At 59.7% G+C, this 25491-nt stretch carries 21 protein-coding genes and 1 riboswitch; of the genes, 14 read left to right on the top strand and 7 right to left on the bottom strand.

Translation table 11 applies throughout. From position 1 onward, the window contains the following. Positions 1 to 73: 73 nt before the first annotated feature. Positions 74 to 1342 carry a D-amino acid dehydrogenase gene (locus tag RSF91_RS09815; protein ID WP_332568241.1) on the bottom strand — a complete coding sequence of 423 codons (1269 nt, stop codon included), beginning with the start codon at positions 1340 to 1342 and terminating at the stop codon, positions 74 to 76. A gap of 171 nt (positions 1343 to 1513) precedes the next feature. Beyond that, positions 1514 to 1612: riboswitch (glycine riboswitch) on the bottom strand. Positions 1613 to 2143: 531 nt separating this feature from the next. Here RSF91_RS09815 and RSF91_RS09810 point away from each other — a divergent pair. From RSF91_RS09810 to RSF91_RS09795, 4 genes are all read left to right on the top strand, one after another. Further along, positions 2144 to 3676 (top strand): amino acid permease, encoded by a 1533-nt coding sequence (locus tag RSF91_RS09810; RefSeq protein WP_332568240.1) that lies wholly within the window; start codon positions 2144 to 2146, stop codon positions 3674 to 3676. Positions 3677 to 3890: 214 nt separating this feature from the next. Beyond that, a complete protein-coding gene (gene dinB, locus RSF91_RS09805; RefSeq protein ID WP_332568279.1) occupies positions 3891 to 5108 on the top strand; it encodes a DNA polymerase IV in 1218 nt (405 codons plus the stop codon). 135 nt (positions 5109 to 5243) lie between these two features. After that, complete coding sequence (locus RSF91_RS09800; protein WP_332568239.1) at positions 5244 to 6800, top strand: methyl-accepting chemotaxis protein; 1557 nt, start codon at positions 5244 to 5246, stop codon at positions 6798 to 6800. An 84-nt stretch (positions 6801 to 6884) separates the two neighbouring features. After that, complete coding sequence (locus tag RSF91_RS09795) at positions 6885 to 9224, top strand: hypothetical protein (protein ID WP_332568238.1); 2340 nt, start codon at positions 6885 to 6887, stop codon at positions 9222 to 9224. Between the two features lie 106 nt (positions 9225 to 9330). On the opposite strand, the gene queF is transcribed toward RSF91_RS09795, so the two are convergent. The 4 genes from queF to RSF91_RS09775 form a co-directional block, all read right to left on the bottom strand. Further along, positions 9331 to 10176: an NADPH-dependent 7-cyano-7-deazaguanine reductase QueF gene (gene queF / locus RSF91_RS09790; protein ID WP_099738253.1), complete on the bottom strand. Its 846-nt coding sequence runs from the start codon at positions 10174 to 10176 to the stop codon at positions 9331 to 9333. A 76-nt stretch (positions 10177 to 10252) separates the two neighbouring features. After that, positions 10253 to 11152 (bottom strand): 2OG-Fe(II) oxygenase, encoded by a 900-nt coding sequence (locus RSF91_RS09785; RefSeq protein ID WP_332568237.1) that lies wholly within the window; start codon positions 11150 to 11152, stop codon positions 10253 to 10255. A gap of 42 nt (positions 11153 to 11194) precedes the next feature. Further along, the gene (gene yaaA, locus RSF91_RS09780) at positions 11195 to 11980 is read right to left on the bottom strand and encodes a peroxide stress protein YaaA (RefSeq protein ID WP_332568236.1); all 786 of its coding nucleotides are present in this window, start codon (positions 11978 to 11980) and stop codon (positions 11195 to 11197) included. Between the two features lie 104 nt (positions 11981 to 12084). Then, complete coding sequence (locus RSF91_RS09775; RefSeq protein ID WP_332568235.1) at positions 12085 to 15210, bottom strand: Rne/Rng family ribonuclease; 3126 nt, start codon at positions 15208 to 15210, stop codon at positions 12085 to 12087. Between the two features lie 596 nt (positions 15211 to 15806). Between RSF91_RS09775 and RSF91_RS09770 the strand changes: the two genes are divergently transcribed. From RSF91_RS09770 to RSF91_RS09755, 4 genes are read left to right on the top strand one after another with little or no spacing between them, the layout of a single operon-like run. Then, positions 15807 to 16811, top strand: coding sequence for an RluA family pseudouridine synthase (locus RSF91_RS09770; protein ID WP_332568234.1), 1005 nt, complete (start codon positions 15807 to 15809; stop codon positions 16809 to 16811). Positions 16812 to 16820: 9 nt separating this feature from the next. Beyond that, positions 16821 to 17516 (top strand): HAD family hydrolase, encoded by a 696-nt coding sequence (locus RSF91_RS09765; protein WP_332568233.1) that lies wholly within the window; start codon positions 16821 to 16823, stop codon positions 17514 to 17516. A gap of 48 nt (positions 17517 to 17564) precedes the next feature. Next, entirely contained in the window at positions 17565 to 17930 is a 366-nt protein-coding gene (locus tag RSF91_RS09760; RefSeq protein ID WP_332568278.1) for a Rieske (2Fe-2S) protein, read from the top strand. Position 17931: 1 nt separating this feature from the next. Beyond that, positions 17932 to 18993, top strand: coding sequence for a S49 family peptidase (locus RSF91_RS09755; protein ID WP_332568232.1), 1062 nt, complete (start codon positions 17932 to 17934; stop codon positions 18991 to 18993). 113 nt (positions 18994 to 19106) lie between these two features. On the opposite strand, the gene RSF91_RS09750 is transcribed toward RSF91_RS09755, so the two are convergent. Beyond that, positions 19107 to 19895, bottom strand: a complete 789-nt coding sequence (locus RSF91_RS09750; RefSeq protein WP_332568231.1) for an SAM-dependent methyltransferase — start codon at positions 19893 to 19895, stop codon at positions 19107 to 19109. Then, complete coding sequence (locus tag RSF91_RS09745) at positions 19892 to 20500, bottom strand: Maf family nucleotide pyrophosphatase (RefSeq protein ID WP_332568230.1); 609 nt, start codon at positions 20498 to 20500, stop codon at positions 19892 to 19894. Before RSF91_RS09745 ends, RSF91_RS09750 begins: the two co-directional genes overlap by 4 nt. A gap of 25 nt (positions 20501 to 20525) precedes the next feature. On the opposite strand from RSF91_RS09745, the gene RSF91_RS09740 reads away from it, so the two are divergent. From RSF91_RS09740 to fabG, 6 genes are all read left to right on the top strand, one after another. Next, entirely contained in the window at positions 20526 to 21080 is a 555-nt protein-coding gene (locus RSF91_RS09740) for a YceD family protein (protein ID WP_332568229.1), read from the top strand. A gap of 236 nt (positions 21081 to 21316) precedes the next feature. Next, positions 21317 to 21499 carry a 50S ribosomal protein L32 gene (gene rpmF / locus RSF91_RS09735; RefSeq protein WP_099738243.1) on the top strand — a complete coding sequence of 61 codons (183 nt, stop codon included), beginning with the start codon at positions 21317 to 21319 and terminating at the stop codon, positions 21497 to 21499. A gap of 197 nt (positions 21500 to 21696) precedes the next feature. Then, positions 21697 to 22737, top strand: a complete 1041-nt coding sequence (gene plsX / locus RSF91_RS09730) for a phosphate acyltransferase PlsX (protein ID WP_332568228.1) — start codon at positions 21697 to 21699, stop codon at positions 22735 to 22737. An 8-nt stretch (positions 22738 to 22745) separates the two neighbouring features. Beyond that, on the top strand, positions 22746 to 23726 hold the full coding sequence (locus RSF91_RS09725; protein WP_332568227.1) for a beta-ketoacyl-ACP synthase III: 981 nt from the start codon (positions 22746 to 22748) through the stop codon (positions 23724 to 23726). A 51-nt stretch (positions 23727 to 23777) separates the two neighbouring features. After that, positions 23778 to 24722, top strand: coding sequence for an ACP S-malonyltransferase (gene fabD / locus RSF91_RS09720; protein WP_332568226.1), 945 nt, complete (start codon positions 23778 to 23780; stop codon positions 24720 to 24722). Beyond that, on the top strand, positions 24719 to 25462 hold the full coding sequence (gene fabG, locus RSF91_RS09715; protein WP_332568225.1) for a 3-oxoacyl-ACP reductase FabG: 744 nt from the start codon (positions 24719 to 24721) through the stop codon (positions 25460 to 25462). The genes fabD and fabG overlap by 4 nt, the downstream gene beginning before the upstream one ends. Positions 25463 to 25491 lie beyond the last annotated feature (29 nt).

The following is a 25491-nucleotide window of genomic DNA, read 5'->3' as shown; positions in this document are numbered from 1 at the left end:
CGCAGCTACCCCGCACGGGGCAGCCAAGGCAGCCGTGAATGGCTTAAGCGTTATCAGGAATGAGAGGCTTGAATCAGGCTCTGGCGGGCGTCATGGACGCGGGCCTTGGTGCAGTTGAGGTGCTGCCCAGAGACTGCTGCACGATGTCGCCAACCATGTCAGCCGTGATGGCGGACAGCGTCCAGCCCAGGTGGCCGTGGCCGGTGTTGTAGAACACGCAGGGCTTGCTGCCGCGACCTACGCGGGGAAGCATGTCCGGCATCATGGGGCGCAGGCCCGCCCATGGCACGACGCTGCGGGTGCTGACGCCGGGGAAGCATTGCTGCACCCATTCGATCAGCGGACGAATGCGGTCGGCGCGGATGTCTTTGTTGTGACCATTGAACTCTGCCGTGCCCGCCACGCGGAAACGGTCATCGCCCAGACGGCTGGTGACCAGCTTGGTTTCATCGTCGAGCAGGCTGACGATGGGCGCTGCCGAGCGGCTGACCTCATCGAGCAGATTGACGGTGATGGAGTAGCCCTTGACGGGGTAGATGTTGACCCGGTCACCCAGCTGCGACGCCAGCGTGCGACTGGCCGTGCCTGCGCAGACGACGATGCCGTCAAAGCTTGCTGTGCTGGTTTCTTGCCCCTGGCGGGCCGTCACGCTGGCCTGCTTGCCATGGGCGTTGACGGACAGAATTTCCTGCTCATACAGGCAGCGCACGCCAAGGCGTGAGCAGGCGGCGGCCAGACCGCTGGTGAACTTGTGAATATCGCCGGTGGAATCGCTCTCGGTGTAATAGCCGCCATAGTAGCTGCCGGATAGCGTGGGCTCTATGGCGCGCATCTCCTGCGGCGTCACGGCGCGGCGCTCCAGCCCGCCCTGGGCTAACAGTTTGGACACCCGGCCCGCATGCTCAAAGCCCGCCTGATTGCGGTAGATGTGAAGAATGCCTTCCTTCTTCAGGTCGAAATCAATGCCTTCACGCGCGGCCCAGTCAAACAGATGCTCGCGTGCCGCAATGGCGAGGCGGGCGGTTTCTGCGGTGTTTTTCTCGTAGTGAGGAATGGCGGCCAGAAATTCGCAGAACCACGAAATCTTGTGCCAGCTGGGTTTTGGGTTGAGCAGCAGCGGCGCATCGCTTTTGAGCATCCACTTGAGGCCCTTGAGAATGGTGGACCAGTGGTTCCAGACCTCGGCGTTCGATGCCGATAGCTGCCCACCATTGGCAAACGAGGTTTCCATGGCGGCGTAGCGCTGCTTTTCGAACAGGGTGACGGAAAAACCGCGGCGAGCCAAGGCGTAGGCGGTGGTCACGCCCGTGATACCACCACCGATAACGGCGATTGTTTTCATGAATCAGATTCCAGACACGTCAAGGGTGGAGCCCGTGCGCAACATGCGCAGCGGACGCCCCCTCTGTTCTGGACCTGAGAGATTCACGAGCAGGGCGCTGATGCGCTGCTCGCTTGCTCCTTCGGTATGCCCGGCGGACGATGACGTCTGGACATTCTTCAGAGTGTTGAAGCAGTGATGCCGATCCTTTTGCCTGAGAGTTTCCGGGGCGGTTGCTCCTTCGGCGCTGCATACGGAAGTTTTCGCTGCAGTCTCTCTCGGCATCGCTAGGCTGAGAGCCTGATGGCGAATGTAGGAAAAAGTCGGGTGGTTGGGTATACGGGTTTTCTAGAGTTACTGGCTTTGCTGACGTTCAAGTCTCTGAAAAATAGATAGCAGGCTTGCGCCTGTTCTTGATGAGTTTTTATACTTGATCATGCGAGAGTGCCCTAAAGGTAAGCGCAAGAAGCTCCCAATTTCATAGCGTAAACGGCTGTCAAGTGGGGTTGAGCAGCCCCAGAGCCAGCCCCTGCATTGGCGCAGCTGGCTATGGCCGTTGAAGGTTTTGGGCAAAATGACATCTTTGCCTGTCAACTGGCCTAGCGATATCACCGCTTTGCCACTGAAGCGCCCGACTGGGGTGGCTGCCGATACAGGATGCGACGGGCCTTACCGGCCTTGGCGTTCTGCTTCATGGCTTCGTTCCTGTGTCCTTGTTGTCTGCGATCGCATTGGTCGCTTTTTTGCGTTGCTTGCTGCAACGCCTGCGGGATGGTTGGGTGTTTTGTGTAGATGGGCGCAAACCAATACAACAAGACATTTATGTCCCAACCCAACTCAAGCCAGCAACCCGCGCAGGCCGCGCTGGAGACTGGCAGCAGTGACAACGCGAAACCCCAATTGCACCGGGTGCTCAAGCAGCGCCACCTGAGCATGATTGCCATTGGCGGAGCCATCGGCACGGGTCTGTTCGTGGCCTCTGGCTCGGCTATTTCGCAGGTCGGCCCCGGCGGCGCGGTGCTGACTTATTTGCTCATCGGCATCATGGTGTACTACATCATGACCAGTCTGGGCGAGCTGGCCGCGTTCATGCCGGTGGCTGGTTCCTTCTCGACCTACGCATCGCGCTATGTGGATCGCGGCTTTGGCTTTGCGCTGGGCTGGAACTTCTGGTTCAGCTGGGCCGTGGTGGTGGCGGTCGATCTGGTGGCATCACAGCTGGTGATGGCCTATTGGCTGCCTGATGTGCCGGGCATTATCTGGAGCGGAATTTTTCTGCTGCTGATGGTGGGCCTGAATGCTTTTTCTGCCCGAGGTTTTGCCGAAGCCGAGTACTGGTTTGCGCTGATCAAAGTGGTGGCCGTCGTGGCCTTCCTGATCACCGGCGTGCTGATTCTGTTTGGCATCATCAGCAACGGCCATGTGCCCGGTTTTGAGAACTGGACCACGGGCGATGCGCCGTTTGTGGGCAACTTCGCCACCTTTGTGGGCGTGGCCATGATCGTGGCCTATTCCTTTCAGGGCACGGAGCTGGTTGGCGTGGCCGCTGGCGAATCCGAGAACCCGCGCGAGAACGTGCCGCGTGCCATTCGCCAGGTGTTCTGGCGCATTCTGCTGTTCTATGTACTGGCCATCATCGTCATCGGTTTTCTGATTCCTTATACCGACCCGCAACTGCTGCGCACGGATGTGGCCGATATTGCGGTGAGCCCGTTCACGCTGGTGTTCCAGCATGCCGGTCTGCTGTCTGCCGCTACGGTGATGAACGCGGTGATTTTGACTTCGGTGCTGTCTGCCGGTAACTCGGGCATGTATGCGGCCACGCGCATGCTTTTCAATATGGCGACCGAGGGCAATGCGCCGCGCATGTTCTCTCAATTGACCAAGAACGGCGTGCCGCTGTATGCGCTGATCGGCAGCACGCTGATTGCCAGCCTGTGCCTGTTCTCGTCTCTGTACAGCCCGCAGGCCGTCTATATCTGGCTGCTGAATCTGGCTGGCATGACGGAGTTCATCGTCTGGCTGGGCATTGCCGTCAGCCACTATCGCTTTCGCCGTGGCTATGTGATGCACGGGCATGACGTGGGTGATCTGCCTTACAAAGCGGGCGCCTTCCCGTTTGGCCCCATTTTCGCGTTTGTGCTGTGTCTGGTGGTGACGCTGGGCCAGAACTATCAAGCCTTCCTGGAAGACCGTATTGACTGGGGCGGAGTCGTGTCGACCTATCTGGGTATTCCGCTGTTTCTGGTGTTCTGGCTGGGTTACTGGCTGGTCAAGCGCAATACCTGGGTCAGCTATGCCGATATGCGGTTTGATGAGCTGGAAGAAATCAAGCGAGAAAAAATCTCCTCCTGAGGCGCTTTGCGCCTTCCCCCTCTCTCGCTTTGCGGGAGGGGGGCAACAGCACTGCTGAGGGGCGGCCCTTTCTTGCTGTTTCCTGGTCGGTGTATGCCTGTTTCAGGCATTGCTGCTGATTCTTGCCAGCGCAGGCAAAATCGGCAGCGTGAGTGATTCTTTAGCCCCCTTTTCAGATGCTTCAGACCTTCCCAGACGCATTGCGCATCTGGATATGGATGCGTTCTACGCTTCTGTGGAGCTGCTGCGCTATCCGCAGCTCAAGGGTTTGCCGGTGGTGATTGGCGGCGGGCGCAGGGCGCCTGATAACGCCTTGCTGCTAAAGCACGCGGGGCTGCCGCTCTCAGAGATTCCGGTGGCTGATTTCCCTCTGTTGCGCGACTACACGGGGCGCGGCGTCATCACTACCGCGACCTACCCGGCCCGGCAGTTCGGCGTGGGCTCGGCCATGGGCATGATGAAGGCTGCCAAGCTCTGCCCGCAGGCCATTTTGCTGCCGGTGGACTTTGCGCAGTACCGGCGCTTTTCGCGCGAATTCAAAGAAATCATTCTCTCTATCGCTCCGGTCATGGAGAACCGGGGCGTGGATGAGGTCTATATCGACTTCACCCATGTACCCGGCGGCCAGCGCGAAGGCGGGCGCGTGCTGGCGCGCTTGCTTCAGAAAACCATTTTTGAAGCCACGGGCCTGACCTGCTCGGTGGGCGTGGCGCCCAACAAGCTGCTGGCCAAGATGGCCAGCGAGTTCAACAAGCCCAACGGCATCTCGGTTGTTCAGGCTGACGATTTGCAGACCAAGATCTGGCCGCTGGCTTGCCGCAAGGTCAACGGCATAGGGCCCAAAGCCGATGAAAAGCTCAAGAATCTGGGCATAGAAACCATTGGCGACCTGGCCGCCAAGAGCTTGCCGCAGCTGCTGCAATGGTTTGGTAAATCCTATGGGCACTGGCTGCATGAATCCGCATGGGGCCGCGATGAGCGGGCTGTGGTGACGGAGAGCGAGCCGGTATCCATGAGCCGCGAAACCACTTTTGAACGCGACTTGCATGCCGTGCATGACAGGGCTGAACTGGGGGCCATCTTCACAGACCTGTGCGAGCGCGTGGCGGATGACTTGCAGCGCAAAGGCTATGTGGGCCGCACCGTGGGCATCAAGCTGCGTTATGACGACTTCAAGATTGCAACCCGCGATCAGACTCTGGCCCTGCCGGTGCAAGATGCTGCGGCCATTCGCCAAGCCGCGGGGCAATGCCTGAAGCGGGTGCCGCTGGGCAAGCGCATGAGGCTGCTGGGGGTCAAGGTCTCGGGCCTGATTTCAGAGCAGGCCTGGCAGGCCAGTGCGCACGACCCTGTGGCGCGGGAGTCCTTGCTAAGGCCGCAGGTCTTGACTTCCATCAAGAACCTGGATCCCTACACAGCATCTCTGTTCTGAGAGTCGCTAATCCAGCATCTTTGCTGTGCGATGATCCGAAGTGTGAATTTGTGTATCTGGTTAACCACCATCGTCGGAATGCCTGATCGCTCACTCTCTCATTAAAAAAACAGGCTCTTTCGAGGAGTGCAAGCCATGCGCATAAACCTGCCGGTATCCCAACAAAACTACAACTTCCCTGGCGATGAGCTGCTGGTCTCCAGCACCAACACCAAGGGCGAGATCACGCATTGCAACCCCGCGTTCGTGCGGGTCAGCGGCTATTCGTATGAGGAGCTGATTGGTCAGCCGCATAACCTGATCCGCCACCCCGACATGCCCGCCGCAGCCTTCAAGGACATGTGGCGCACCATTGCCCACGGCTACCCTTGGACGGCGCTGGTCAAGAACCGCCGCAAGAATGGTGACCATTACTGGGTGCGTGCCAACGTCACGCCCATCATGGAAGGCGGAAAGCCGCGCGGTTATCTGTCAGTGCGCACCAAGCCTTCAGTCAAGGAAGTGGCCGAGGCAGAAGCCCTGTACGCACGCATGCGCACGGAGGAAAAGTCAGGTCAGTCCAGCTTTCGCCTGCGTGCAGGCGAGGTGCGCAGCCTTGGCCTGATGGGCCTGTGGGACAGCCGCAAGGATGTGGGCCTGGTCGCACGCATGGCGTGGTTGCTGGCGGTGCTGGCGCTGATGGTTTTGCTGCCCGACATGCTGGGCTGGCAGGGGGCAGCCGCCTGGGGCTGGCGCGCAGCCAGTCTGGTGGCGGGCGGTGTGTTTGTGCTGTGGCGCTTTCATCGCCGCTGCGTGGCAGGGCTTGAAGAAGCCAGCCGCTTTGCGGCCGATGTGGCGGCTTGCAATCTGAGCACCGAGTCCAATCAGAGCTACAACGGACCCATGGGCGCGCTGATGCTGAGGCTGCAGCAAATTCAGATCAACTTGCGCGCCGTGGTGGGTGATGTGCGAACCGAGGTGCAGGGCTTTGCTCAGACTGCCCATGAAATTGCCCAGAGCAGCCTTGATCTGGCGGGGCGCACCGAGTCGCAGGCCAGCAACCTGCAGCAGACGGCGGCATCGATGGAAGAGATTTCAGGCACGGTTTCGCAGACGGCAGACACCGCGCAGTACATGGCGGGTGCCAGCGATGAAAGCAGCAAAGTTGCCAGCCGCAGCGGCGCGGCCATCAGCGAGGTGGGACAGGCCATGGAGCATATTCGCGGCTCATCCACCCGCATGAGCGAGATCATTGGCGTGATTGAAAGCATTGCCTTTCAGACCAATCTGCTGGCGCTGAACGCGGCCGTGGAAGCCGCGCGTGCGGGCGAGCAAGGCCGTGGCTTTGCCGTGGTGGCGGGCGAGGTGCGGGCGCTGGCCCAGCGCAGCGCCGAGGCGGCCAAGGAAATCAGCGTGCTCATCAACCGTACGGTGGATGGCATCAACGACGGCAATGCCCGCATGCGCTCTGCAGGTCAGACGATTGACGGCATGGTGCAGGCCGTGGACAAGGTGGGCTCTCTGGTGCACCAGATCAGCATTGCCACGCGCGAGCAGTCGATTGGCATCTCGCAGGTTAACGAGGCCGTTGCCCAGCTTGACTCTGTGACGCAGCAGAACGCCGCGCTGGTGGAGCAGTCCACCAGCTCTGCCCAGTCGCTGCGCCAGAGCGCCAAAACGTTGGAGCGCTCGGTGGATGTGTTCCATCTTTGAACGCGTAGATTCCCTCCCCCCTTAAAACGAAAAGGCAGCTGCAGAAGCTGCCTTTTTTGTGCCTGCTTTCGGTAGGATTGCGACATGAGTGTTGTGCTGATCCTGATTGCCGTTGCGGCGCTGGCCTTGTGTTTACTGGTCTGGTTGCTCTCGCGTTTGCGCGATGACTCCAGACCTTCATCGTTTTCAAAGCCTGCTTCAGCTGCTGACAAACCGGCGGGTGTGGTTAGCGCGCAGACGCATTCGCAGGCATTGCTATCAAATAAAGAGCTTCAAGCACGTGCAGATAAAGCGCCAGAGGCCAATAAGGATGTGAGCTTTCGCATGCAGGGCGAGCGCGGCATGGGCGGGCCGATCTTTGGCGATGTGATGTGTGCTGACGGCGTCTACCTGCCCCATGTCTGGGAGAGTGATCTGCATACCTCGTACGACGGGCGCTGGCTGCGCACGGGCTTTTACGATAGCGAAACCGCGCATCTGGTGGACCGCAAATCACGCCGCAGCTGGCTGATTTCAAAGGGCGATGCTGAGGTGCTGGACGCCGTGCACTGGCGCGTGCCGCGCTGGAGTGGCGAGACTCTGAACGAAAGCGGCATTGCAGACGATGCACATGTGGTCATGTCCGATGCCAGTTTTGAAGCCTGGCTGGCCGAGCATGTGGACGCCACGGCCCAGCCGCTGGTGGCTCTGCGCGATATCTGGGTGCCGCTGGAATGCGTGCCTGCAGAAGCGGGCGACCAGCAGCCACACCTGCCTCTAGCACCACCAGTGCTACGGGAAGATGGGAAAACCCAGGCACCCAATGTGGCGGCACCCGAGCTGACGGTGGAGCGCCACTGGCCCGCATCGCTGCGCAGATTGTCTGACCCGCTGCAGCCTCTGCGCCAGGCCAGTTGGGCGCTGAGCATGAATGGCAAGCCCACGGGCTGGCTGCTGGATCAGGACCCCGCCATGGTCTGGCGTGACGATGGACAGGGGTTGGCTCTGTACGCTATCCCCGACCAAGGGGAGGACAGTTCTCTGCGCCGACTGGTGGTCTGGACGGCAGAGCAGAACTGGCAGCAGTGGCCCCAGCCTCTGCCTGCCGATCGCAAGTCTTGGGCGGTAGAGTCTTTCTGGCCCGATGAAGTGGACCCGCGTGCACCGCTGCAATGGAGTGGTTCCATGTTGCTGCAGCGCGTGCAGGTCGATACCGCTGATCTTGAGCGACTGCATGACGGCACCAGCCTCAGCTGCTTGACCAGCCGCACCGAAACCTGTGCCGGGCATGCGGCAGATGGACAAGTGCAGCTCAAGGCTCAACCCGTCACCACCTTTTGCTGGCTGCGTGACCCGGCCCAGCCCCATGTCTGGCGTGCGCAGAGCGAGCCGGTAATGGGCAAGCCACTGATCTGGACGCTGAGCAAAGAAGCCAAGGATGAGCAGGGCGAGACATCGGCCTGGAATCTGCAATGGGGCGACAAGCACCTGAGCGGTAGCTGGGCGCTGGAGCATGTGATCCTTAAGGGCCGCTGGGCCGTGCTCATGCCCTTTGGGCGTGCGCCAGAGCGTGGCGGCGCGGGGCAGGTTCAAATCTGGGACGGTGAACGCCTGCAGACTGTGGATTTACCTTGGCCGGTAATGCGCCTGTGCCCGTTGCCTGCGCTGGATGGCAGCATGGCAATGCGCGTGGAGCTGATTGCGCTGACAGCCTGCCTGGATGAAAAGGACTGGAATCCCAGCACGGGCAGCTGGCGCTGGAATATGCACTCGGTTTCGTCCAGCCATCTCTCGCGCCCGGACTGGCGCGCGCTTTACCAGCGCCGTGAAATTGCCCCCGATGCCCAAGGCCACTGGCGTCTGCTGCCGCGCTGGCGCGAGGCCAAGCAAATTCAGCACCCCTGCGCCGACGGCGACAATGTCTGGCGCGATGCCGTGCGTGGCGATGCCCTGTGGTGGTGGGGCGGGCAGAACGAGCGTATCAATAGCTACTGGAGTGAGGATGAATGTCGCATCGAGGGCGTGAGCATGACGCGCAGCGGTCTTGCGCTATGTGGTACTGGGCCTGGCGCTTGCCCGCACCCTGCAGGGGAAGGCTGGGCGGTACTGGAGTATGTGGAGCGCCGCTATGGCAAACCTGACCAGTGGAAGCTGCACTGGCTTAACCCGGTTGAAAAAGAAGTGCGCACGCTGGAGCTGGCGGTCAATATGCCCCAGCTCAAGGGCTGGGACACACAGGGCCTTCATTGGGCTGATCTGGCCCCTGAAGAGGGCGATGCAGACAAGCGCGAAGTGATTGCCCCGCAACTGGTGACGTTATCGATGTGGAACCGGGCCGAGGTCGAACCGTTGCGCCAAGGCCCGGGCGGGCTGTGGCTACGCAAGCAGGATCTGCGCTATGCACAGACTTTGCTTGTGCAGGATGATTGCCCTTGGGCTGGATAACCCCCTGAGAGGCTTTGCCTCTTCCCCCAAGGGGGACGACAGCATCGCTGCGGGGCGGCCCTTGCTTGCGGTCTCTTGGCTGGGGTGTGCTTGACTTGAGGTCTGTTTACTGGCGTGCGGTACGCACGTTGGCGGGCAGGGCACCGGGGTGGCTGGTGCGGAAGGGGTTGATGTCCAAACCGCCGCGGCGGGTGTAGCGGGCATAGACCGACAGCTTGATGGGTTTGCAGCGCGCCCAGATGTCCATGAAGATGCGCTCCACGCATTGCTCATGGAATTCGTTGTGGTTGCGAAAGCTCACCAGATACTGCAGCAGGCCTTCCTGGTCGATCTGTCCGCCGCTGTACTGAATCTGCACGCTGCCCCAGTCGGGCTGGCCGGTCACCAGGCAGTTGCTCTTGAGCAGGTGGCTGACCAGGGACTCGGTCACGGGCGGCTCATCTTGTTTGGCGGTCAGCAGCTCGGGGGCGGGCGTGTACTGTGTGCATTCCACATCGAGGCGGTCCAGCAGCAGGCCGTCCAGCTCATGCACTTTCTGGGCGTCGAATTGCTCTGCCTCCAGCAGGCGTACGCCAACGCTGCCCTTGCTTTCGCTGCCGCGCCAGGCCGCTTCGGCCAGGTCGGTGCGCAGCAGGGCCAGCACTTCACTGGCATCGGCAAAGCGGGTGTTGTTGAAGCTGTTGAGGTAGAGCTTGAAAGACTTGCTCTCGATCAGGTTCGGCGTCTCGCAGGGAATGGTGAAGTGCATCAGCGCAACCTGGGGCTTGCCGCGCAGGTTGAGCCAGGACAGCTCGAAGGCCGTCCAGAGGTCGGCGCCAAAGAAGGGCGGGTTGCTGCCCGCGCCGATTTCTTCGCGCTTGGTCAGGCGGGGCAGGGGGAAGAGTAGGGACGCGTCGTACTGGTCCACATAGGCCGAGCTTTTGCCCAGCTGCGATTGTTCAGGTGTTTGCATGATGGAAAAACAGACTCGCTAGCAGCAAAAACAATAGCTGCTAGCGCTTTATTAGTAAGGGGTTGAGCCGCTTTTTTTACTTGAACTCGCGTTCTCGCAGCCACTTGGTGGCAATCCACTTCTCTCCCTCCAGTACGGGTGCGCCGCCGTGCAGGGTTTTGGTGGCCGGGTCGGGGCTTTCGTAGCTGAAGAATACGGCATTGCCACGGCGGGGCACGATCTGCAAACCCACATCAGGGAAGGTGGTGCCGCCGCCGCGTGTGGGCTCGTTTAAATACATGACCAGTGTGCCCACGCGCTGACCGCCACGTTTGAGGATGGTGGGCGTGCCGGGTTCGTTGGGCGCAAAGTAGTCGTAATGCGGCTTGTATTCGGCGCCGGGGCGGTAGTGCAGCACCTGCAAGCCTTCGCCATTTTCAATGGGCCAGTTCAGCAGGCGGGCAATACGCGCCTCGATGCGGCTGATGAGATCGAGCTCGCCGCGCTGGAAGAACATTCCATTGCTGGTGCGGTCGTCATTGACGGCTTCGCCGCCGCTCTGGTTGTCCACCGTCAGTGATCGCTGCATGCGTGGGCTGGCCGCAGCAATGATGGCCTCGCACTCCTCATCGGAAAGCAGATTGCCGAACACCACCACGCGCGGGTGGCGCATGCTCATGAGCACATGAACCTGACGGTCGCCTGCATCAATGCAGCAGGGGTCGGTCTGCAGGTCGGGCTCAGGCAGATGTCCATCATGTGCGGACTGCTGTGCATCGCTCTGCGGCTTGGCTGCGTCGAAGGGGTGAGGCAGATCGCCTGCCTCAGGCAAAGCCAGTGCGCGGCGGGCCAGATACTCGGCCCAGCCTGCCGTGCGCATGGAGTGAAGCAGCGATGGCAGCGGCACACCGGCCGCGCTTTGCGTGCGCACCCATTGCATCAACTCAGGGGTCAAGCCGGGCGGGGTGGCGAACTGATCTGGGGTGGATATGCTCATGATGACTATGCTAGTGTGCACTGCGCTCAATTTCAATGCGCTTTAGTCTTCGAGCTTGCGGCGGAACACCAGCTTATGGGGCGTGCTGGCTTGTTCGGCCAGTGCATAGCCTTCCAGATCGAATTTGCGCAGGTCTGCAACCTTCTTTGCCTTGTGCTGAACGGCCCAGCGCACCATCAGGCCACGCGCGCGTTTGGCGTGGAAGCTGATGATTTTGTATTTGCCGCCCTTGAAGTCCTCAAACGCGCACTCCACCACTGGTGCTTTGAGTGCTTTGAGATCCACCGATTTGAAGTATTCCTGTGATGCGAGGTTGACTACGATGCGCTCGGCTTCGGGTTGCTCGCCGCTGCGCTCGTTCAGGTAGTCCGCGATCTGCGTGCCCCAGAACTGATAGAGATTGCTGCCCTTGGCGTTTTCAAGCCTTGTGCCCATTTCAAGGCGATAGGGCTGCAGCAGGTCAAGCGGGCGCAGCGCGCCATAAAGGCCGCTGAGAATGACCACATGCCCCTGCGCCCAGTCCAGCTCCTTGGGCTTGAGGCTGGCGGCATCCAGCCCCTCGTACACATCGCCATTGAAGGCAAGTACGGCCTGGCGGGAGTTCTTGGTGGTGAATTGAGGGCTGAAAGCTTCGTAGCGGCCCACGTTGAGTACGGCCAGCTTGTCGCTGATGCTCATCAGCTGAGAGAGCTGCTGGGGCGATTTTTCGCGAAGCACTTCAATCAGTTCAAGCGGCTGCTTTTTGAAGACCGGCAACGTGTGCGGCAGGTCGGCGGGGACAGGGCTTTCGTAGTCCAGTGATTTGGCCGGAGAGATCAGAAACAGCATGGCTTGACACTAAAAATCAGAAGACGATCAATGAAAAAGGGCCAGGGGCCTATCCACCGAAGTGGACAGTGCCCTTGGCCCTGTGATGCCGGAAGGCAGTCTGCTTAGGCGTTGTGGCCGGCAGCCTGTTCTTCCTTTTCAAATGGCAGCTGCATCAGGCTCAGATCCTTGCGGGTTTCAACCAGAATCAGTGGGCCTTCATCGTGCACCACGGGCGCTGGGCGTTCGCGGGGAATGCGCACAGGCTTAGGCTCAGCAGCAATCGCGGCTTGCACAGCAGCGATTTTTTCAGCGTCGGAATTGATCCATTGCAGACCCGATGCTGCAGCCAGAGCTTGCAGTGCGGGAATGGGCAGGTCATAAGCCTCGGCCTTGGCGGCTGCAGGGGCTGGAGCAGCCACGACAGCAGGTGCGGGCACGGGTGCTGCAATTGCGACTGGTGCTTGGGCTTGCACCACAGGTGCGGCCACCACTTCAGCAACCACAGCCTGAGCCACAGGTGCTGGAGCTGCAACAGGCGCAGCTTCGGTGGCTTCTACGGGTGCAATCGCCAGTGCTGGTGCAGGAACAGGAGCAGTCACGGGTGCTGCGGCCACAGGTGCTTGCACTTGTGTAGCAACAGGCGCTTGCTCTGTCTGGGCTTGAGCAGCAGTGTCAAAGTAGCTGCGGCGTGCGGGCTGCTCGCCAGCTTCTGCCACTGCAGGTGCTGCAGGAGCAGTCACAGGCGCTTGCACTTCGGAAGGTGCAAACATCTCTGCAGTCTGACCTTCTGCCTGCGTTTCACGAGGCGCACGGTCACGACGGTCGCGGCCGTAGCGGTCACGCGAGCGGCGCTGACGTGGCTCACGTGTGGAGTCGCCCTGCCCATCCTGACCTTGAGCTTCAGTGCCTTCCGCTTGCGCAATGGGCGCAGAAGTCATTGCTGCTTCATCGGCCACAGGCAGCATGGCGGGCTGGGCTTCGGGGTTGCGGTTCTGGCGCTCACGGCGGCCTTCTCCACGTTCACCACGTTCTCCACGTTCACCACGCTCTGTACGCTCACCACGCTCCTGGCGGGTGCGCTCGGGCTTAGGTGCGGCCTGAGTGTTGAACTCTTCGCTGGCGTTCAGAGCGGCATCGGCCACTTGTGGCTGGCGCTCGTCACGACGTTCGTTGCGTTCACCATTGCGGCGGTTGCCGCGCTCGGGGCGATCTTGACGCTGCTGTTGCTGCTCAGGGCGCTCGTTGCGCTGCTGCTGTTCAGCATCGCGGCCGGGGGCATTGCGACGGGCGTTGTTGCGATCACCACCGCGCTCTGCGCGTTCGCCATTGTTGCGGTCGCCGCCACGTTCATTGCGCTCGTTGCGGTCACCACTGTTGCGGCGGTTGCGGTCGCCGCCACGGCCTTCGCCTCGGCGGCCATCACGGTTGCCTTCGCGGGCGACAGGGGCTGGTGCCTCGGCCACGGGGACTGGGGCAGCCACAGGGGCGGGTGCACCAAAGCCGAACAGGTTCTTGAGCCAGGCAAAGAAGCCTTGTTCACGCACGGGTGGGCGAGCAGCGGCTGCCGGGGCAGGCGTTGCAGCAGGAGCACCCGCTGCACCGGTACGGGGCTGACGTGGAGCACGGGGCTCGGCAATCGGTGCTGGCGCATCAGGCAAAACACCCTTGATCACGGGAGTCTGCTTGTTGGTGGGTTCCTGCGAGCGGCGTGTGACGGTTGTCACATCTTCGGGCTCATCGGCCAGCTTGTAGCTGGCTTCCATGGTTTCCAGGCGGGCGTCGTCGTGCTTCAAGCGTTCGAGCTTGTAGTGCGGCGTGTCCATGGACTTGTTGGGCACCATGAGCACGTTAACGCGCTGCTTGAGCTCGATCTTGGTGATTTCTGCGCGCTTTTCGTTGAGCAGGAAGGAAGCCACTTCCACTGGCACTTGGCAGTGCACGGCGGCCGTGTTGTCCTTCATGGACTCTTCTTGGATGATGCGCAGGATTTGCAGTGCCGACGATTCGGTATCGCGGATATGGCCGGAGCCGCTGCAACGTGGGCAGTTGATGTGCGCGCCTTCAGACAGGGCGGGCTTGAGGCGCTGGCGGCTCATTTCCATCAGGCCGAACTTGCTGATGGTGCCGAACTGCACGCGGGCACGGTCCTGGCGCAGAGCGTCGCGCAGGCGGTTTTCCACTTCGCGGCGGTTCTTCGACTCTTCCATGTCGATGAAGTCGATCACGATCAGGCCGCCCAAGTCACGCAGGCGCATCTGGCGGGCCACTTCGTCAGCGGCTTCCAGGTTGGTGCGGGTAGCGGTTTCTTCGATGTCGCCGCCCTTGATGGCGCGGGCCGAGTTCACGTCCACCGATACCAGTGCTTCGGTGTGGTCGATCACGATGGCGCCGCCCGATGGCAGGGTCACGGTGCGCGAGTAAGCCGACTCGATCTGGTGCTCGATCTGGAAGCGCGAGAACAGGGGGGCGTCGTCGCGGTAGCGCTTTACGCGGGCTGCATGTTCAGGCATCACATGTGCCATGAACTGCTGGGCCTGCTCATAGATGTCGTCAGTGTCGATCAGGATGTCGCCAATAGCGTCACTGAAGTAATCGCGAATAGCGCGAATCACCAGGCTGGATTCCTGATAGATCAGGAAAGCGCCCTTGGCACCCTTGGCGGCGCCGTCAATGGCGTTCCACAACTTCAGCAGGTAGTTCAAGTCCCACTGCAACTCAGGTGCGGTGCGGCCGATACCGGCGGTACGCGCAATGATGGACATACCCTTGGGGTATTCCAGCTGGTCCATGGCTTCTTTGAGTTCAGCGCGGTCTTCGCCTTCGATGCGACGCGACACACCACCACCACGGGGGTTGTTGGGCATCAGTACCACATAGCGGCCGGCCAGCGAGATGAAGGTGGTCAGGGCTGCGCCCTTGTTGCCACGTTCTTCTTTTTCGACCTGAACGATCAGTTCCTGGCCTTCGCGGATGACATCGTTGATGCGAGCTTGGCTGGGGGAGACGCCTTCGGCAAAGAATTGCTTGGAGATTTCCTTGAAGGGCAGGAAGCCGTGGCGGTCTTCGCCGTAATCCACAAAGCAGGCTTCAAGGGAGGGCTCTACGCGGGTAACGACCGCTTTGTAGATGTTGCCCTTGCGCTGTTCGCGGCCTTCGATTTCGATTTCGTAGTCCAGCAGTTTTTGACCATCAACAATGGCCAGACGGCGTTCTTCAGACTGCGTTGCGTTAATCAGCATCCGTTTCATGATGCGTTTCCTTTATTCGTTTTCTGGGCACGTTGGTGATGGGCTTTTGCCACGGACCAACGTACCTTGACTGGTAATCAAAGACAGGCTCTACAGGAGCCGTAATGCCAGACGAACGCGTTGAAACGAATGAGGAATCTGGGGCGGTACAGGACTGCGCTACTGGCTTGATCTCAAGTCAGCAGCGGAGGTACAGGCCGGGGGACGAGCGGGAGCGGACGCGCATGCAATCGAGGAATAAAAGAAGCCGAGGCGCGTGCTAGGGAGGTGGGTGGTTTCTTCAGGGCGCAGCATCCCTCAAGGGCCGGCTGTGCCTTGCCCCAGAAGTTGATCAGCAATGTCCAGAAGATCCACATGCTCGTTGTGATCACCGGTAGTTGCAGGCTGCTTTTGCCTGGGTCAACTGCCGGGGTGAGATTCCGTATCAGTGTTTCAATTCGTCAGCCTTTGCCAGGCTTTCACAGGCTGCTGCAGCGCTTCTTGACTGCAATTTGCGTGTGCAAAACTGGCGGGCATCGACCTGCCTGTGCGGTAGGGAATGGTTGTATGGACTAAACTCCATGAGAATCAACCACTTACAAGTAAGCTCGGCACAGGTGAAACACATTATAGAGGGCAAACCGGCGCAGGACCGGTCCCAGAATACGACCGCCGCTTCAGTACGCCTCCTGGAGGTCGATGAAGACTCCGCAGGACAGCGTCTTGATAACTTTCTCATGCGTCACCTCAAGGGGGTGCCCAAGACCCATGTCTACCGCATCATCCGCAGTGGTGAAGTCCGCATCAACAAAGGGCGCGTGAGCGCTGAGACCCGTGTTCAGACGGGCGATGTGGTGCGACTTCCGCCGGTCCGGATTTCCGAGAAAGTGGCGGAAAAAGCAGAGCGCCCAGCGCCTGCTAAGGACTTTCCCGCCCTGTTGGAAGACGAACACATGGTCGCACTGTCCAAGCCTGCGGGCGTGGCCGTGCACGGTGGATCGGGCGTGAGCTTTGGCGTCATCGAGCAGATGCGTCAAGCGCGGCCCGAATCCAAGTTTCTGGAGCTGGTGCACCGGCTTGACCGCGAAACCTCGGGCATTTTGCTGGTGGCCAAGAAGCGCTCTGCGCTCATTCACTTGCAAGACCAGTTCCGCGAGCGTGAGACGGGCAAGACCTATCTGGCTCTGGTGCAGGGCGCATGGCCTGCCAACAAAAAGGTGATTGACCAGCCGCTGCACAAGTATTTGCAGGCGGATGGCGAGCGCCGCGTGCGCGTGACGACGGTGGATGACCCCGATGGCATGCGCTCCATCACGCTGGTCAAGGTGCGTAAGGTGATGGAAGCCAGGCCCCTGCAGGGCCTGCCCGCCATGAGTTTGCTGGAAGTAACCATCAAGACCGGGCGCACGCACCAGATTCGCGTGCACCTTTCGTCGCAAGGCCATCCGATTGTGGGTGACGACAAATATGGCGATTTTGATCTCAACCGTCGTGTGCAAAAGCAGGGCCTCAAACGCATGTTTCTGCACGCCTGGCGGCTACAGTTCAACCATCCTGCCAGCGGTGAGCGAGTGGAGCTGCGTGCCGAGCTGCCGCCGGAGCTGGCAGATTTTGTGAACTAAAAAGCCTGCATGACTACTGAAAACCATAGCGAAAACTATAGCAAGCAGCGCCCGCGCCGCTTCGATTTGATTGCATTTGACTGGGATGGCACCGTGGCAGACTCCACGGCCATCATCAGCCGCAGCATTCAAGATGCGGTGCGCGATGTGGGGGGCACAGTGCCCAGCGATGAGCAGGCCGCCTATGTGATCGGCATGGCGCTGATGCCAGCGCTGGCCAGAGCTGCCCCCGATGTGCCGCCTGAAAAATATCAGGAGCTGGCCAACCGCTATCGTTTTCACTTTTTCAAGCGCCAGGACGATATCTGCGTGTTTGATGGCATCTTGCCGTTGCTGGCTGATTTGCGCGCACGCGGCCACTGGCTGACCGTGGCAACAGGCAAAAGCCGCATGGGCTTGAATCATGCGTTGCAAGACCCGCAGTTCAAAGGTTTGTTCGATGGCTCGCGCACGGCCGATGAAACCGCCGGCAAGCCCAGTCCGCTGATGCTCCATGAGCTGATGGCCGAGTTTGGTGTGGAGCCCGAGCGCACGCTGATGATTGGCGATACCACCCACGACTTGCAAATGGCTGTGAATGCCGGTTGCCCCTGTGTGGGCGTCTCTTACGGTGCCCATGCACCCGATAGCTTTGCCCAGTTCAACCCGCTGTTTGTGGCAGATTCGGCGGCGCAGTTGCGTGAATGGCTGCTGACCAACGCCTGACCAGGTGGGAGGATGAGCATGACGGGGATGGAGATGACGCCCATGGACATGATGGATAGCGTGGAACTGTGCCCCAGCGCCGATCTGGTCGATGGTGGGCGGGCCTTTGGCTTTGATGTGCTTTATGCAGGCCAGAGCAGCCGCGCCTTTGCCATTCGCTATCAGGGGCAAGTTCATGCGTACCTGAATCGTTGCAGCCATATCCCCATGGAAATGGACTACCAGGATGGTCAGCTTTTCGATGACTCGGGGCGCTGGCTGTTGTGTTCTACCCACGGTGCGGCCTATGAACCTGACAGCGGGGCCTGCTCAAGCGGGCCTTGCCGGGGTGGATTGGTGAAAATTGCCTTGAGCGAAAGCGGCGGCGTGGTGCGCTGGCATACTGCCCCACAACTAAAACCTTTAAAGTTTTGAGATGAGCTCCCCAAACACCCCTGATAACAATGACTCCCAGCCGCATGTAACGCCGGGCGCGGACCTTTGGTCCAACGCGGCTGCTGCGCCAGCTGCGTCCGCCGAGGCGCCTTCTGCAGCCAAGGCCTCAGGGGGCGCAGGCTGGGAGCGCGATGTGCTGGAAAAGCTGGTCTTCGCATCCATCAAGGAGCAGCGTGCCTCGCGTCGCTGGCGCTTTTTCAGTCGCCTGCTGTGGTCGGTGGTCGTGCTGCTGGTGCTGTGGGTGGTGTTCTTCAAAGACACGGCCACAAAGACCAGCACGACGCCCCATACGGCCGTGGTTGAAATCAAGGGTGAAATCGCCTCGGGTGCTGATGCCAGCGCCGAGTTTGTGGTTGCCGCCATGCGCAGCGCTTTTGAAGACTCAGGCTCGCGCGCTGTGGTGCTATTGATCAACTCGCCCGGTGGCAGCCCTGTGCAGGCGGGCATCATCAACGACGAGATGGTGCGTCTCAAGGCCAAGTACAACAAGCCTTTGTATGCCGTGGTGGAAGAGTCTTGCGCCTCGGCTGCTTATTACATTGCCGCTGGCGCTGACGAGATTTTTGTAGACAAAGCCAGCATCGTGGGCAGCATTGGCGTGCTGATGGATGGCTTTGGCTTTACTGGCGTGATGGACAAGCTGGGCGTAGAGCGCCGCTTGCTGACCGCGGGCGAGAATAAGGGTTTCCTTGATCCGTTCAGCCCCATGTCGGCACAGCAAAAAGAATTTGCCAAAGAAATGCTGGAGCAAATTCACCTGCAGTTCATTGGCGTGGTGAAGGCGGGGCGGGGCGACAAGCTCAAAGAAACACCTGAAATGTTCAGCGGCCTGTTCTGGACAGGTCAGCAGGCCGTAGAGCTGGGCCTGGCCGACAAGCTGGGCAGCCTCGACTATGTGGCGCGTGAAGTGGTCAAGGCTGAAGAGGTCATCGACTACACCCGTCGTGACAACGTGGCTGAGCGTCTGGTCAAGAAGTTTGGCGCATCGATTGGAGCTGGCTCTGTGCAGGCCGTGCGTGGTCTGGTGCCAGCGATTCACTAATGAGTGATGAAAAGTGCTGCTAGCGCTTGTGTATAAAGCGCAAGCAGCTATCAATATTGAAAAAGCCCGCTGCAAATACAGCGGGCTTTTTTGTTGCTGAAGCTTTGGGTGCTTTATCGGCCGATAGAGAACACCACTGGCGTGCGGTTGTCGGGTGGCGCATTGCGCTGCTTCCATTCGCGCACCAGATGGCTTTCAATGCGTGCAGTCTCCAGCGTCAAGCCGCTGGCCAGTGCTAGGCGGGTATTGGGCTGCAAGGTCTGCAACAGTGCCTGCCACAGTGCCGCGTTGCGATAGGGTGTCTCGATGAATTGCTGGGTCTGGCCGTGGCGCAGAGCCAGGCTTTCCAGTTCCTTGAGGCGTGCGGTGCGCTCGGCGCCATCCTGCGGCACATAGCCCACAAAGGCGAAGTTCTGGCCGTTCAGGCCGCTGGCAGCCAGACCCAGCAACAGCGAAACCGGGCCAATCAACGGCACGACGCGAATGCCCAGATCATGCGCCGCGCGCACGATGGAGCTTCCGGGGTCGGCCACGGCGGGCATGCCGGCTTCGCTGATCAGTCCCATGTCCTCGCCTGCAAGGGCTGCCGCCAGCAGGGGCTTTGGGTCAAACACGGCAGCACCCTTGTTGCCGTGGTCACCCTTTTTATGGGCTTCGCGTGGAAGCTCGACAATGTTCTGGGCTTGCAGCGGAGCTGCCAGCGGAAACAGTGCATCAATACGCTTGAGGTAAGCGCGAGCCGTCTTGGCGTTCTCGCTGATCCAGTTCGTCAGCGATGCAGCGCGGCGCAGTGTGCCTTCGGGCAGAACTTCAGTCAGCACGGTCTGGCTATCGCAGCCAAAATCGAGTGGAGCGGGCACCAGATAAAGGGTGCCTGCTTTGTTTTTAGGAGTGTTACTCATGGCAGAACAACTCCCGCAGCGCGCAGCAACTGGCAAGTGCGAATCAGCGGCAAGCCGATCAAGGCCGTGGGGTCGTCGCTGATGATGGCGTCGAGCAACGCAATTCCCAGGCCTTCGCTTTTGGCGGAGCCAGCGCAGTCATAGGGCTGCTCGGCGCGCAGATAGCGCTCAATCTCGGCATCATTCAGCTCGCGAAAGCGCACCTGCACCGTCACCACGCTGGATTCCATGAAGCCCGTTTCTGCACAAGTCACGCAGACACCGGTGTGGAAATTCATCTGGCGGCCACTCATCTGGCGCAACTGCTCGGTAGCGCGCTCGTGCGTGCCGGGCTTGGATAGCGGTTGTCCATCCAGCTCTGGCACCTGGTCAGAGCCAATCACGATGGAGCCGGGGTGTAGCTGAGCCACGGCCTGGGCCTTGGCTCGTGCTAGGCGCAGGCTCAGGTCATAAGGGGCTTCGTTGCTCAAAGGGGTTTCATCCACCTCAGGCGACACCGTTTCAAACGGCAGTTGCAGGCGGTCAAGCAGCTCACGTCTATAGCGGGAGGTGGAGCCGAGAACCAATGGGCGCTCAAGGCGTCCGGTAATCAATAAGTCAGGCATTGCGGGATTCTCTTACACTCACTACATGAGCAAGGATTTTTCTGCGACCCGGCTTGAAGTGCGTAACTTCGCGCAAGCCGATGGTCATTTTCATGGTCAAGCGCCATTGTCGGACTTCAAGCGTCTGGCAGCGGATGCGCTGGCTATTACGGGCGAGCAACCATTGGTGCACTGGGAGGCTGAAGGCGAGCTGGTTGAGGAAACCGGCGGCGCAGGCCATGTCTGGCTGCATCTGTCTGCTGAGGTCGAGCTGCCAATGACCTGCCAGCGCTGCCTGACTGAGGCACATATTCCCCTTTATGTGGATCGGTCATTCCGCTTCGTTACAGACGAAGCAACGGCAGAATTGGAAGATGACGACAGCGATGAGGATGTGCTGGCCATGAGCAGCGAATTCAATCTGCTAGAGCTGATTGAAGACGAGCTGCTGATGGAAGTCCCCGTGGTGCCACGCCACGAGGTCTGCCCGGTGCCGGTCAAGCTGGAGGTCGTTGACCCCGACTTCGAGCAGGCAAGCGAGGAGAAGAAAAATCCTTTTGCCGTGCTGCAATCCCTCAATGTAGGCAAATCTGCCGACTGATCCAGATAAGAACACGATGGGATTTGATTTTGCGTGAGTCACGAAATGCGTTTGCGCTATAATCGTGAGCTTCGCGCGAAACCCCCTCGTGTCTTTAATGGGCTGATCGCGTTTTTTTAGGACTTGCACGGACAAGAAAGCACACACTTAACGGGTGTGTCAAAGGGCAAAAATCTTTGCCTGATCTTTATGTGTGGGTCGTGTTACCAACCCTTTCAAGATACACAGGAGCCATCATGGCTGTTCAGCAAAACAAGAAGTCTCCCTCCAAGCGCGGCATGCACCGTTCGCACAACGCACTGAATGTGCCTGGAATCGCTGTTGAAGCGACTACTGGCGAAACTCACCTGCGTCACCACATCAGCCCTACCGGCGTGTACCGTGGCCGCCAAGTGCTGAAGAACAAGTCTGAAGCCTAAGCGACGACTGCATTCGCAAAGCCCGTTGCTACATTATTTGTAGCAACGGGCTTTTGTTTTTTCGAGGAGATATTTACAAAATCAGCCTTGCTGCGACCTTGTCGCACAATGATCAAGCTGTTTTTGTAAATAACTCCTGCTCGGGTCTTGGACCCTACAACCTCTTACCCAAGCCCTGATGGGCTTATCAGTCGCCCATGATTACTTTGGCTGTTGACTGCATGGGGGGCGATCATGGCCCCCGCGTCACGCTGGCTGCGTGCCGTCAGTTTCTGAATACTCACTCTGATGCTCACCTGCTGCTGGTCGGTAAGGTGGAAGAGCTTGAAAATTTCAAGCATGAACGTGTCACCATTGTTCCCGCTACTGAAGTAGTGCGGATGGATGACCCTGTGGAAGTGGCTCTGCGCAAGAAAAAGGATTCGTCCATGCGCGTGACCGTTCAGCAGGTCAAGGAAGGCGCGGCTCAGGCGGCTGTTTCTGCGGGCAATACTGGCGCGTTGATGGCTATCTCCCGCTATGTCCTCAAAACCCTTGATGGCATTGATCGTCCTGCCATTGCTTCTGGCTTGCCTAATTCCACCGGTGGCGAAACCACGGTGCTGGATCTGGGGGCCAATGTGGATTGCTCGGCAGAGCATTTGCTGCAATTTGCCGTCATGGGATCGGCGCTGGTTTCGGCTCTCAAAAATACGGAAGCCCCTAGCGTGGGCCTGCTCAATATCGGTGAAGAACTGATCAAGGGTAGCGAAGTCATCAAGCGCGCCGGCGAGCTGCTGCGGGCAGCGGGTGAGGCCGGTAACTTGAACTTCTACGGTAACGTGGAAGGCAACGACACCTTCAAGGGTGTGGTGGACATTGTGGTCTGCGACGGCTTTGTCGGTAACGTTTCTCTCAAGACGACCGAGGGCGTGGCTTCCATGATCTCGGGCCTTTTGAAGGCTGAATTCAAACGCAACATTTTTACGAAATTCGCGGCCATCATCTCTTATCCGGTGCTATCTGCACTGATGAAGCGCGTGGATCATCGTCGCTACAACGGCGCTGCCTTGCTGGGTCTGCGTGGTCTGGTCTTCAAAAGCCACGGCTCGGCTGACGTGATGGCTTTCGAGTTCGCTCTTAAGCGCGCGTATGATGCAGCACAAAACAACCTGCTTGACCGTGTCCGTAGCCGTATTGCTGCTGCAGCGCCTTTGCTGCTGGCGGCCCATACGGAACCTGGAAATTCGGCGCCCTGATAGAAGACATGAGACGCTACGCACGCATCACTGGCACTGGCAGCTACCTGCCTCCCCGTCGCCTGACTAATAACGACCTCGCGGCCGAGCTGGCTCAGCGCGGTCTTGAAACCTCGGATGAGTGGATCGTTGAGCGCACCGGTATCCGTGCGCGCCACTTTGCTGCGCCTGAGGTGGCTAGCAGTGACCTGGCTCTGGAAGCCAGCCGCAAGGCAATCGAAGCGGCAGGTATCACTGCGCAGGATATTGACCTGATCATTGTTGCCACGTCCACGCCGGATATGGTGTTCCCCTCGACCGCAGCCATCTTGCAAAACAAGCTGGGTATAACCAATGGCTGCCCGGCCTTTGATGTGCAGGCGGTCTGCAGCGGCTTTGTCTATGCGCTGACGGTGGCTGATTCCATGATTCAGTCGGGTGCAGCCAAGCGCGTGCTGGTAGTGGGTTCTGAAGTTTTCAGCCGCATTCTGGATTTCAACGACCGCACTACTTGTGTGTTGTTCGGTGACGGTGCTGGTGCTGTGGTGCTGGAAGCTTCTGATGAACCCGGCATTCTGGCAACCGAGCTGCACGCCGATGGCAGCCATGTCGGCATTCTTTGCGTGCCCGGCCATGTGTCCGGCGGCAATGTGCTGGGTGACCCTGTCCTGAAGATGGATGGCCAAGCGGTCTTCAAACTGGCTGTGAGCGTGCTGGATAAGGCTGCTCGCTCTGCGCTGGACAAGGCTGGCCTGACGGATGCTGATATAGACTGGCTGATCCCTCATCAGGCCAATATCCGCATCATGCAAAGCACGGCGCGCAAGCTCAAGCTTTCCATGGATAAGGTGGTTGTCACTGTCGATCAGCATGGCAACACCTCGGCGGCCTCGATTCCGCTGGCGCTGGATCATGGCGTTCGCAACGGTCAGGTTAAAAAAGGCCAGACCGTGTTGCTCGAAGGCGTTGGCGGTGGCTTTACCTGGGGTGCAGTGCTCCTTAAGATGTAGCACTCAGCGCAAGCTAGGTAGGTGTTTAAGGCAAATTTAATACTAAGAAATATGAAGAAATTCGCATTTGTATTTCCCGGTCAGGGTTCGCAGTCCGTTGGCATGCTGGACGGCTGGGCTGATCATCCCGTGGTCGCACAAACCGTGGCTGAAGCCTCTGAGGCGCTGGGTGAGAATGTCGGTCAACTGATCAAGGAAGGCCCCAAAGAAGCGCTGGCTCTGACCACCAACACCCAGCCAGTGATGCTGGTGGCTGGTGTGGCCGCTTGGCGTGTCTGGCAGGCTGAGGGCGGTGCTCTGCCTGATGCGGTGGCAGGTCACTCTCTGGGTGAATACTCGGCGCTGGTTGCTTCTGGTGTGCTGACGCTGGCTCAGGCGACGCCTCTGGTGCGCCTGCGCGCTGCTGCCATGCAAGACGCCGTGCCTGTGGGTACGGGCGGCATGGCTGCTGTGCTGGGTATGGATGCGGTCAAGGTGCAAGCCATCTGCGCTGAAGTGACTGCCCAGTTGGGCGGCGCTGAAGTGGTGGAAGCCGTGAATTTCAACGACCCATCGCAAACCGTGATTGCTGGCAGCAAGCTGGCCGTTGAAAAGGCCTGTGAGGCGGTGAAGGCGGCTGGTGCCAAGCGTGCTCTGCCGCTGCCTGTGTCGGCGCCTTTCCACTCCAGTCTGATGAAGCCTGCGGCTGAAAAGCTCAAGGCCGCGCTGGCCGATTTGAGCTTTGCTGCTCCCCAGATTCCTGTAATCAACAATATTGACGTTACCGTCCAAACGGACGCTGACGCGATTCGCGATGCGCTGTATCGTCAGGCTTTTGGTCCTGTGCGCTGGGTGGAATGCGTGCAGGCCATTAAGGCCCGTGGCGTGAGCCATCTGGTGGAGTGCGGTCCCGGCAAGGTGCTGATGGGCCTGACCAAGCGAATTGACGCGGACCTGACGGGTGCCGCACTGTATGACCCAGCCACTCTGGCTGACGTGAAAGAATTGCTCGCATGACTGATAACCAGACCAAGCCCCAGGTTGCCCTGGTGACCGGTGCCACCCGTGGCATTGGCGCTGCCATCGCACAGGAGCTGGCCTCCAAGGGCTATCAAGTGATCGGCACGGCGACTTCTGACGCCGGTGCTGAAAAAATTACGCAGGCTCTGTCTGCCTTTGGCGGCCGTGGCGTTACGCTGAATGTGACCGACGGCGCTGCCGTGGACGCACTGATTGACTCCATCGTGAAAAACGATGGCGGCTTGCATGTCTTGGTCAATAACGCCGGTATTACCCGCGACACCTTGGCCATGCGCATGAAGGATGACGACTGGGATGCCGTGATTGACACCAATCTGAAGGCCGTTTTCCGAGTCAGCCGTGCGGCTATTCGCCCCATGATGAAGCAGCGTTTTGGCCGCATTATCAGCATCACCAGTGTGGTTGGTGCATCGGGTAATGCAGGTCAGGTCAACTACGCTGCAGCCAAGGCTGGTGTGGCTGGAATGACGCGTGCTCTGGCCAAGGAGTTGGGCAGCCGCGGCATCACCGCAAACTGCGTGGCTCCAGGCTTTATTGCCACCGATATGACGGCAGACCTACCAGAGGCGCAGAAGGCTGCGCTGAAGGCGCAAATCGCCATGGGTGATCTGGGCCAGCCTAGCGACATTGCACATGCCGTAGCCTACCTGGCTTCGGCCGGTGCAGGCTATGTTACGGGGCAGGAATTGCACGTCAACGGCGGCATGTACATGTAAGAAATTTCGGTAGCAGTGGTGGCATTTGT

The organism is Comamonas sp. (assembly GCF_036643215.1).
Classification (GTDB): Bacteria; Pseudomonadota; Gammaproteobacteria; order Burkholderiales; family Burkholderiaceae_C; genus Comamonas.
The sequence above is the reverse complement of the archived record's forward strand: the minus strand, read 5'-3'. Positions and strand labels throughout refer to the sequence as shown.

Coding starts and splice junctions, on each gene's coding strand:
- RSF91_RS09815 (WP_332568241.1), bottom strand. CDS start 1,342: ATGAAAACAATCGCCGTTATCGGTGGTGGTATCACGGGCGTGACCACC.
- RSF91_RS09810 (WP_332568240.1), top strand. CDS start 2,144: ATGTCCCAACCCAACTCAAGCCAGCAACCCGCGCAGGCCGCGCTGGAG.
- dinB (WP_332568279.1), top strand. CDS start 3,891: ATGGATGCGTTCTACGCTTCTGTGGAGCTGCTGCGCTATCCGCAGCTC.
- RSF91_RS09800 (WP_332568239.1), top strand. CDS start 5,244: ATGCGCATAAACCTGCCGGTATCCCAACAAAACTACAACTTCCCTGGC.
- RSF91_RS09795 (WP_332568238.1), top strand. CDS start 6,885: ATGAGTGTTGTGCTGATCCTGATTGCCGTTGCGGCGCTGGCCTTGTGT.
- queF (WP_099738253.1), bottom strand. CDS start 10,176: ATGCAAACACCTGAACAATCGCAGCTGGGCAAAAGCTCGGCCTATGTG.
- RSF91_RS09785 (WP_332568237.1), bottom strand. CDS start 11,152: ATGAGCATATCCACCCCAGATCAGTTCGCCACCCCGCCCGGCTTGACC.
- yaaA (WP_332568236.1), bottom strand. CDS start 11,980: ATGCTGTTTCTGATCTCTCCGGCCAAATCACTGGACTACGAAAGCCCT.
- RSF91_RS09775 (WP_332568235.1), bottom strand. CDS start 15,210: ATGAAACGGATGCTGATTAACGCAACGCAGTCTGAAGAACGCCGTCTG.
- RSF91_RS09765 (WP_332568233.1), top strand. CDS start 16,821: ATGACTACTGAAAACCATAGCGAAAACTATAGCAAGCAGCGCCCGCGC.
- RSF91_RS09760 (WP_332568278.1), top strand. CDS start 17,565: ATGATGGATAGCGTGGAACTGTGCCCCAGCGCCGATCTGGTCGATGGT.
- RSF91_RS09755 (WP_332568232.1), top strand. CDS start 17,932: ATGAGCTCCCCAAACACCCCTGATAACAATGACTCCCAGCCGCATGTA.
- RSF91_RS09750 (WP_332568231.1), bottom strand. CDS start 19,895: ATGAGTAACACTCCTAAAAACAAAGCAGGCACCCTTTATCTGGTGCCC.
- RSF91_RS09745 (WP_332568230.1), bottom strand. CDS start 20,500: ATGCCTGACTTATTGATTACCGGACGCCTTGAGCGCCCATTGGTTCTC.
- RSF91_RS09740 (WP_332568229.1), top strand. CDS start 20,526: ATGAGCAAGGATTTTTCTGCGACCCGGCTTGAAGTGCGTAACTTCGCG.
- rpmF (WP_099738243.1), top strand. CDS start 21,317: ATGGCTGTTCAGCAAAACAAGAAGTCTCCCTCCAAGCGCGGCATGCAC.
- plsX (WP_332568228.1), top strand. CDS start 21,697: ATGATTACTTTGGCTGTTGACTGCATGGGGGGCGATCATGGCCCCCGC.
- RSF91_RS09725 (WP_332568227.1), top strand. CDS start 22,746: ATGAGACGCTACGCACGCATCACTGGCACTGGCAGCTACCTGCCTCCC.
- fabD (WP_332568226.1), top strand. CDS start 23,778: ATGAAGAAATTCGCATTTGTATTTCCCGGTCAGGGTTCGCAGTCCGTT.
- fabG (WP_332568225.1), top strand. CDS start 24,719: ATGACTGATAACCAGACCAAGCCCCAGGTTGCCCTGGTGACCGGTGCC.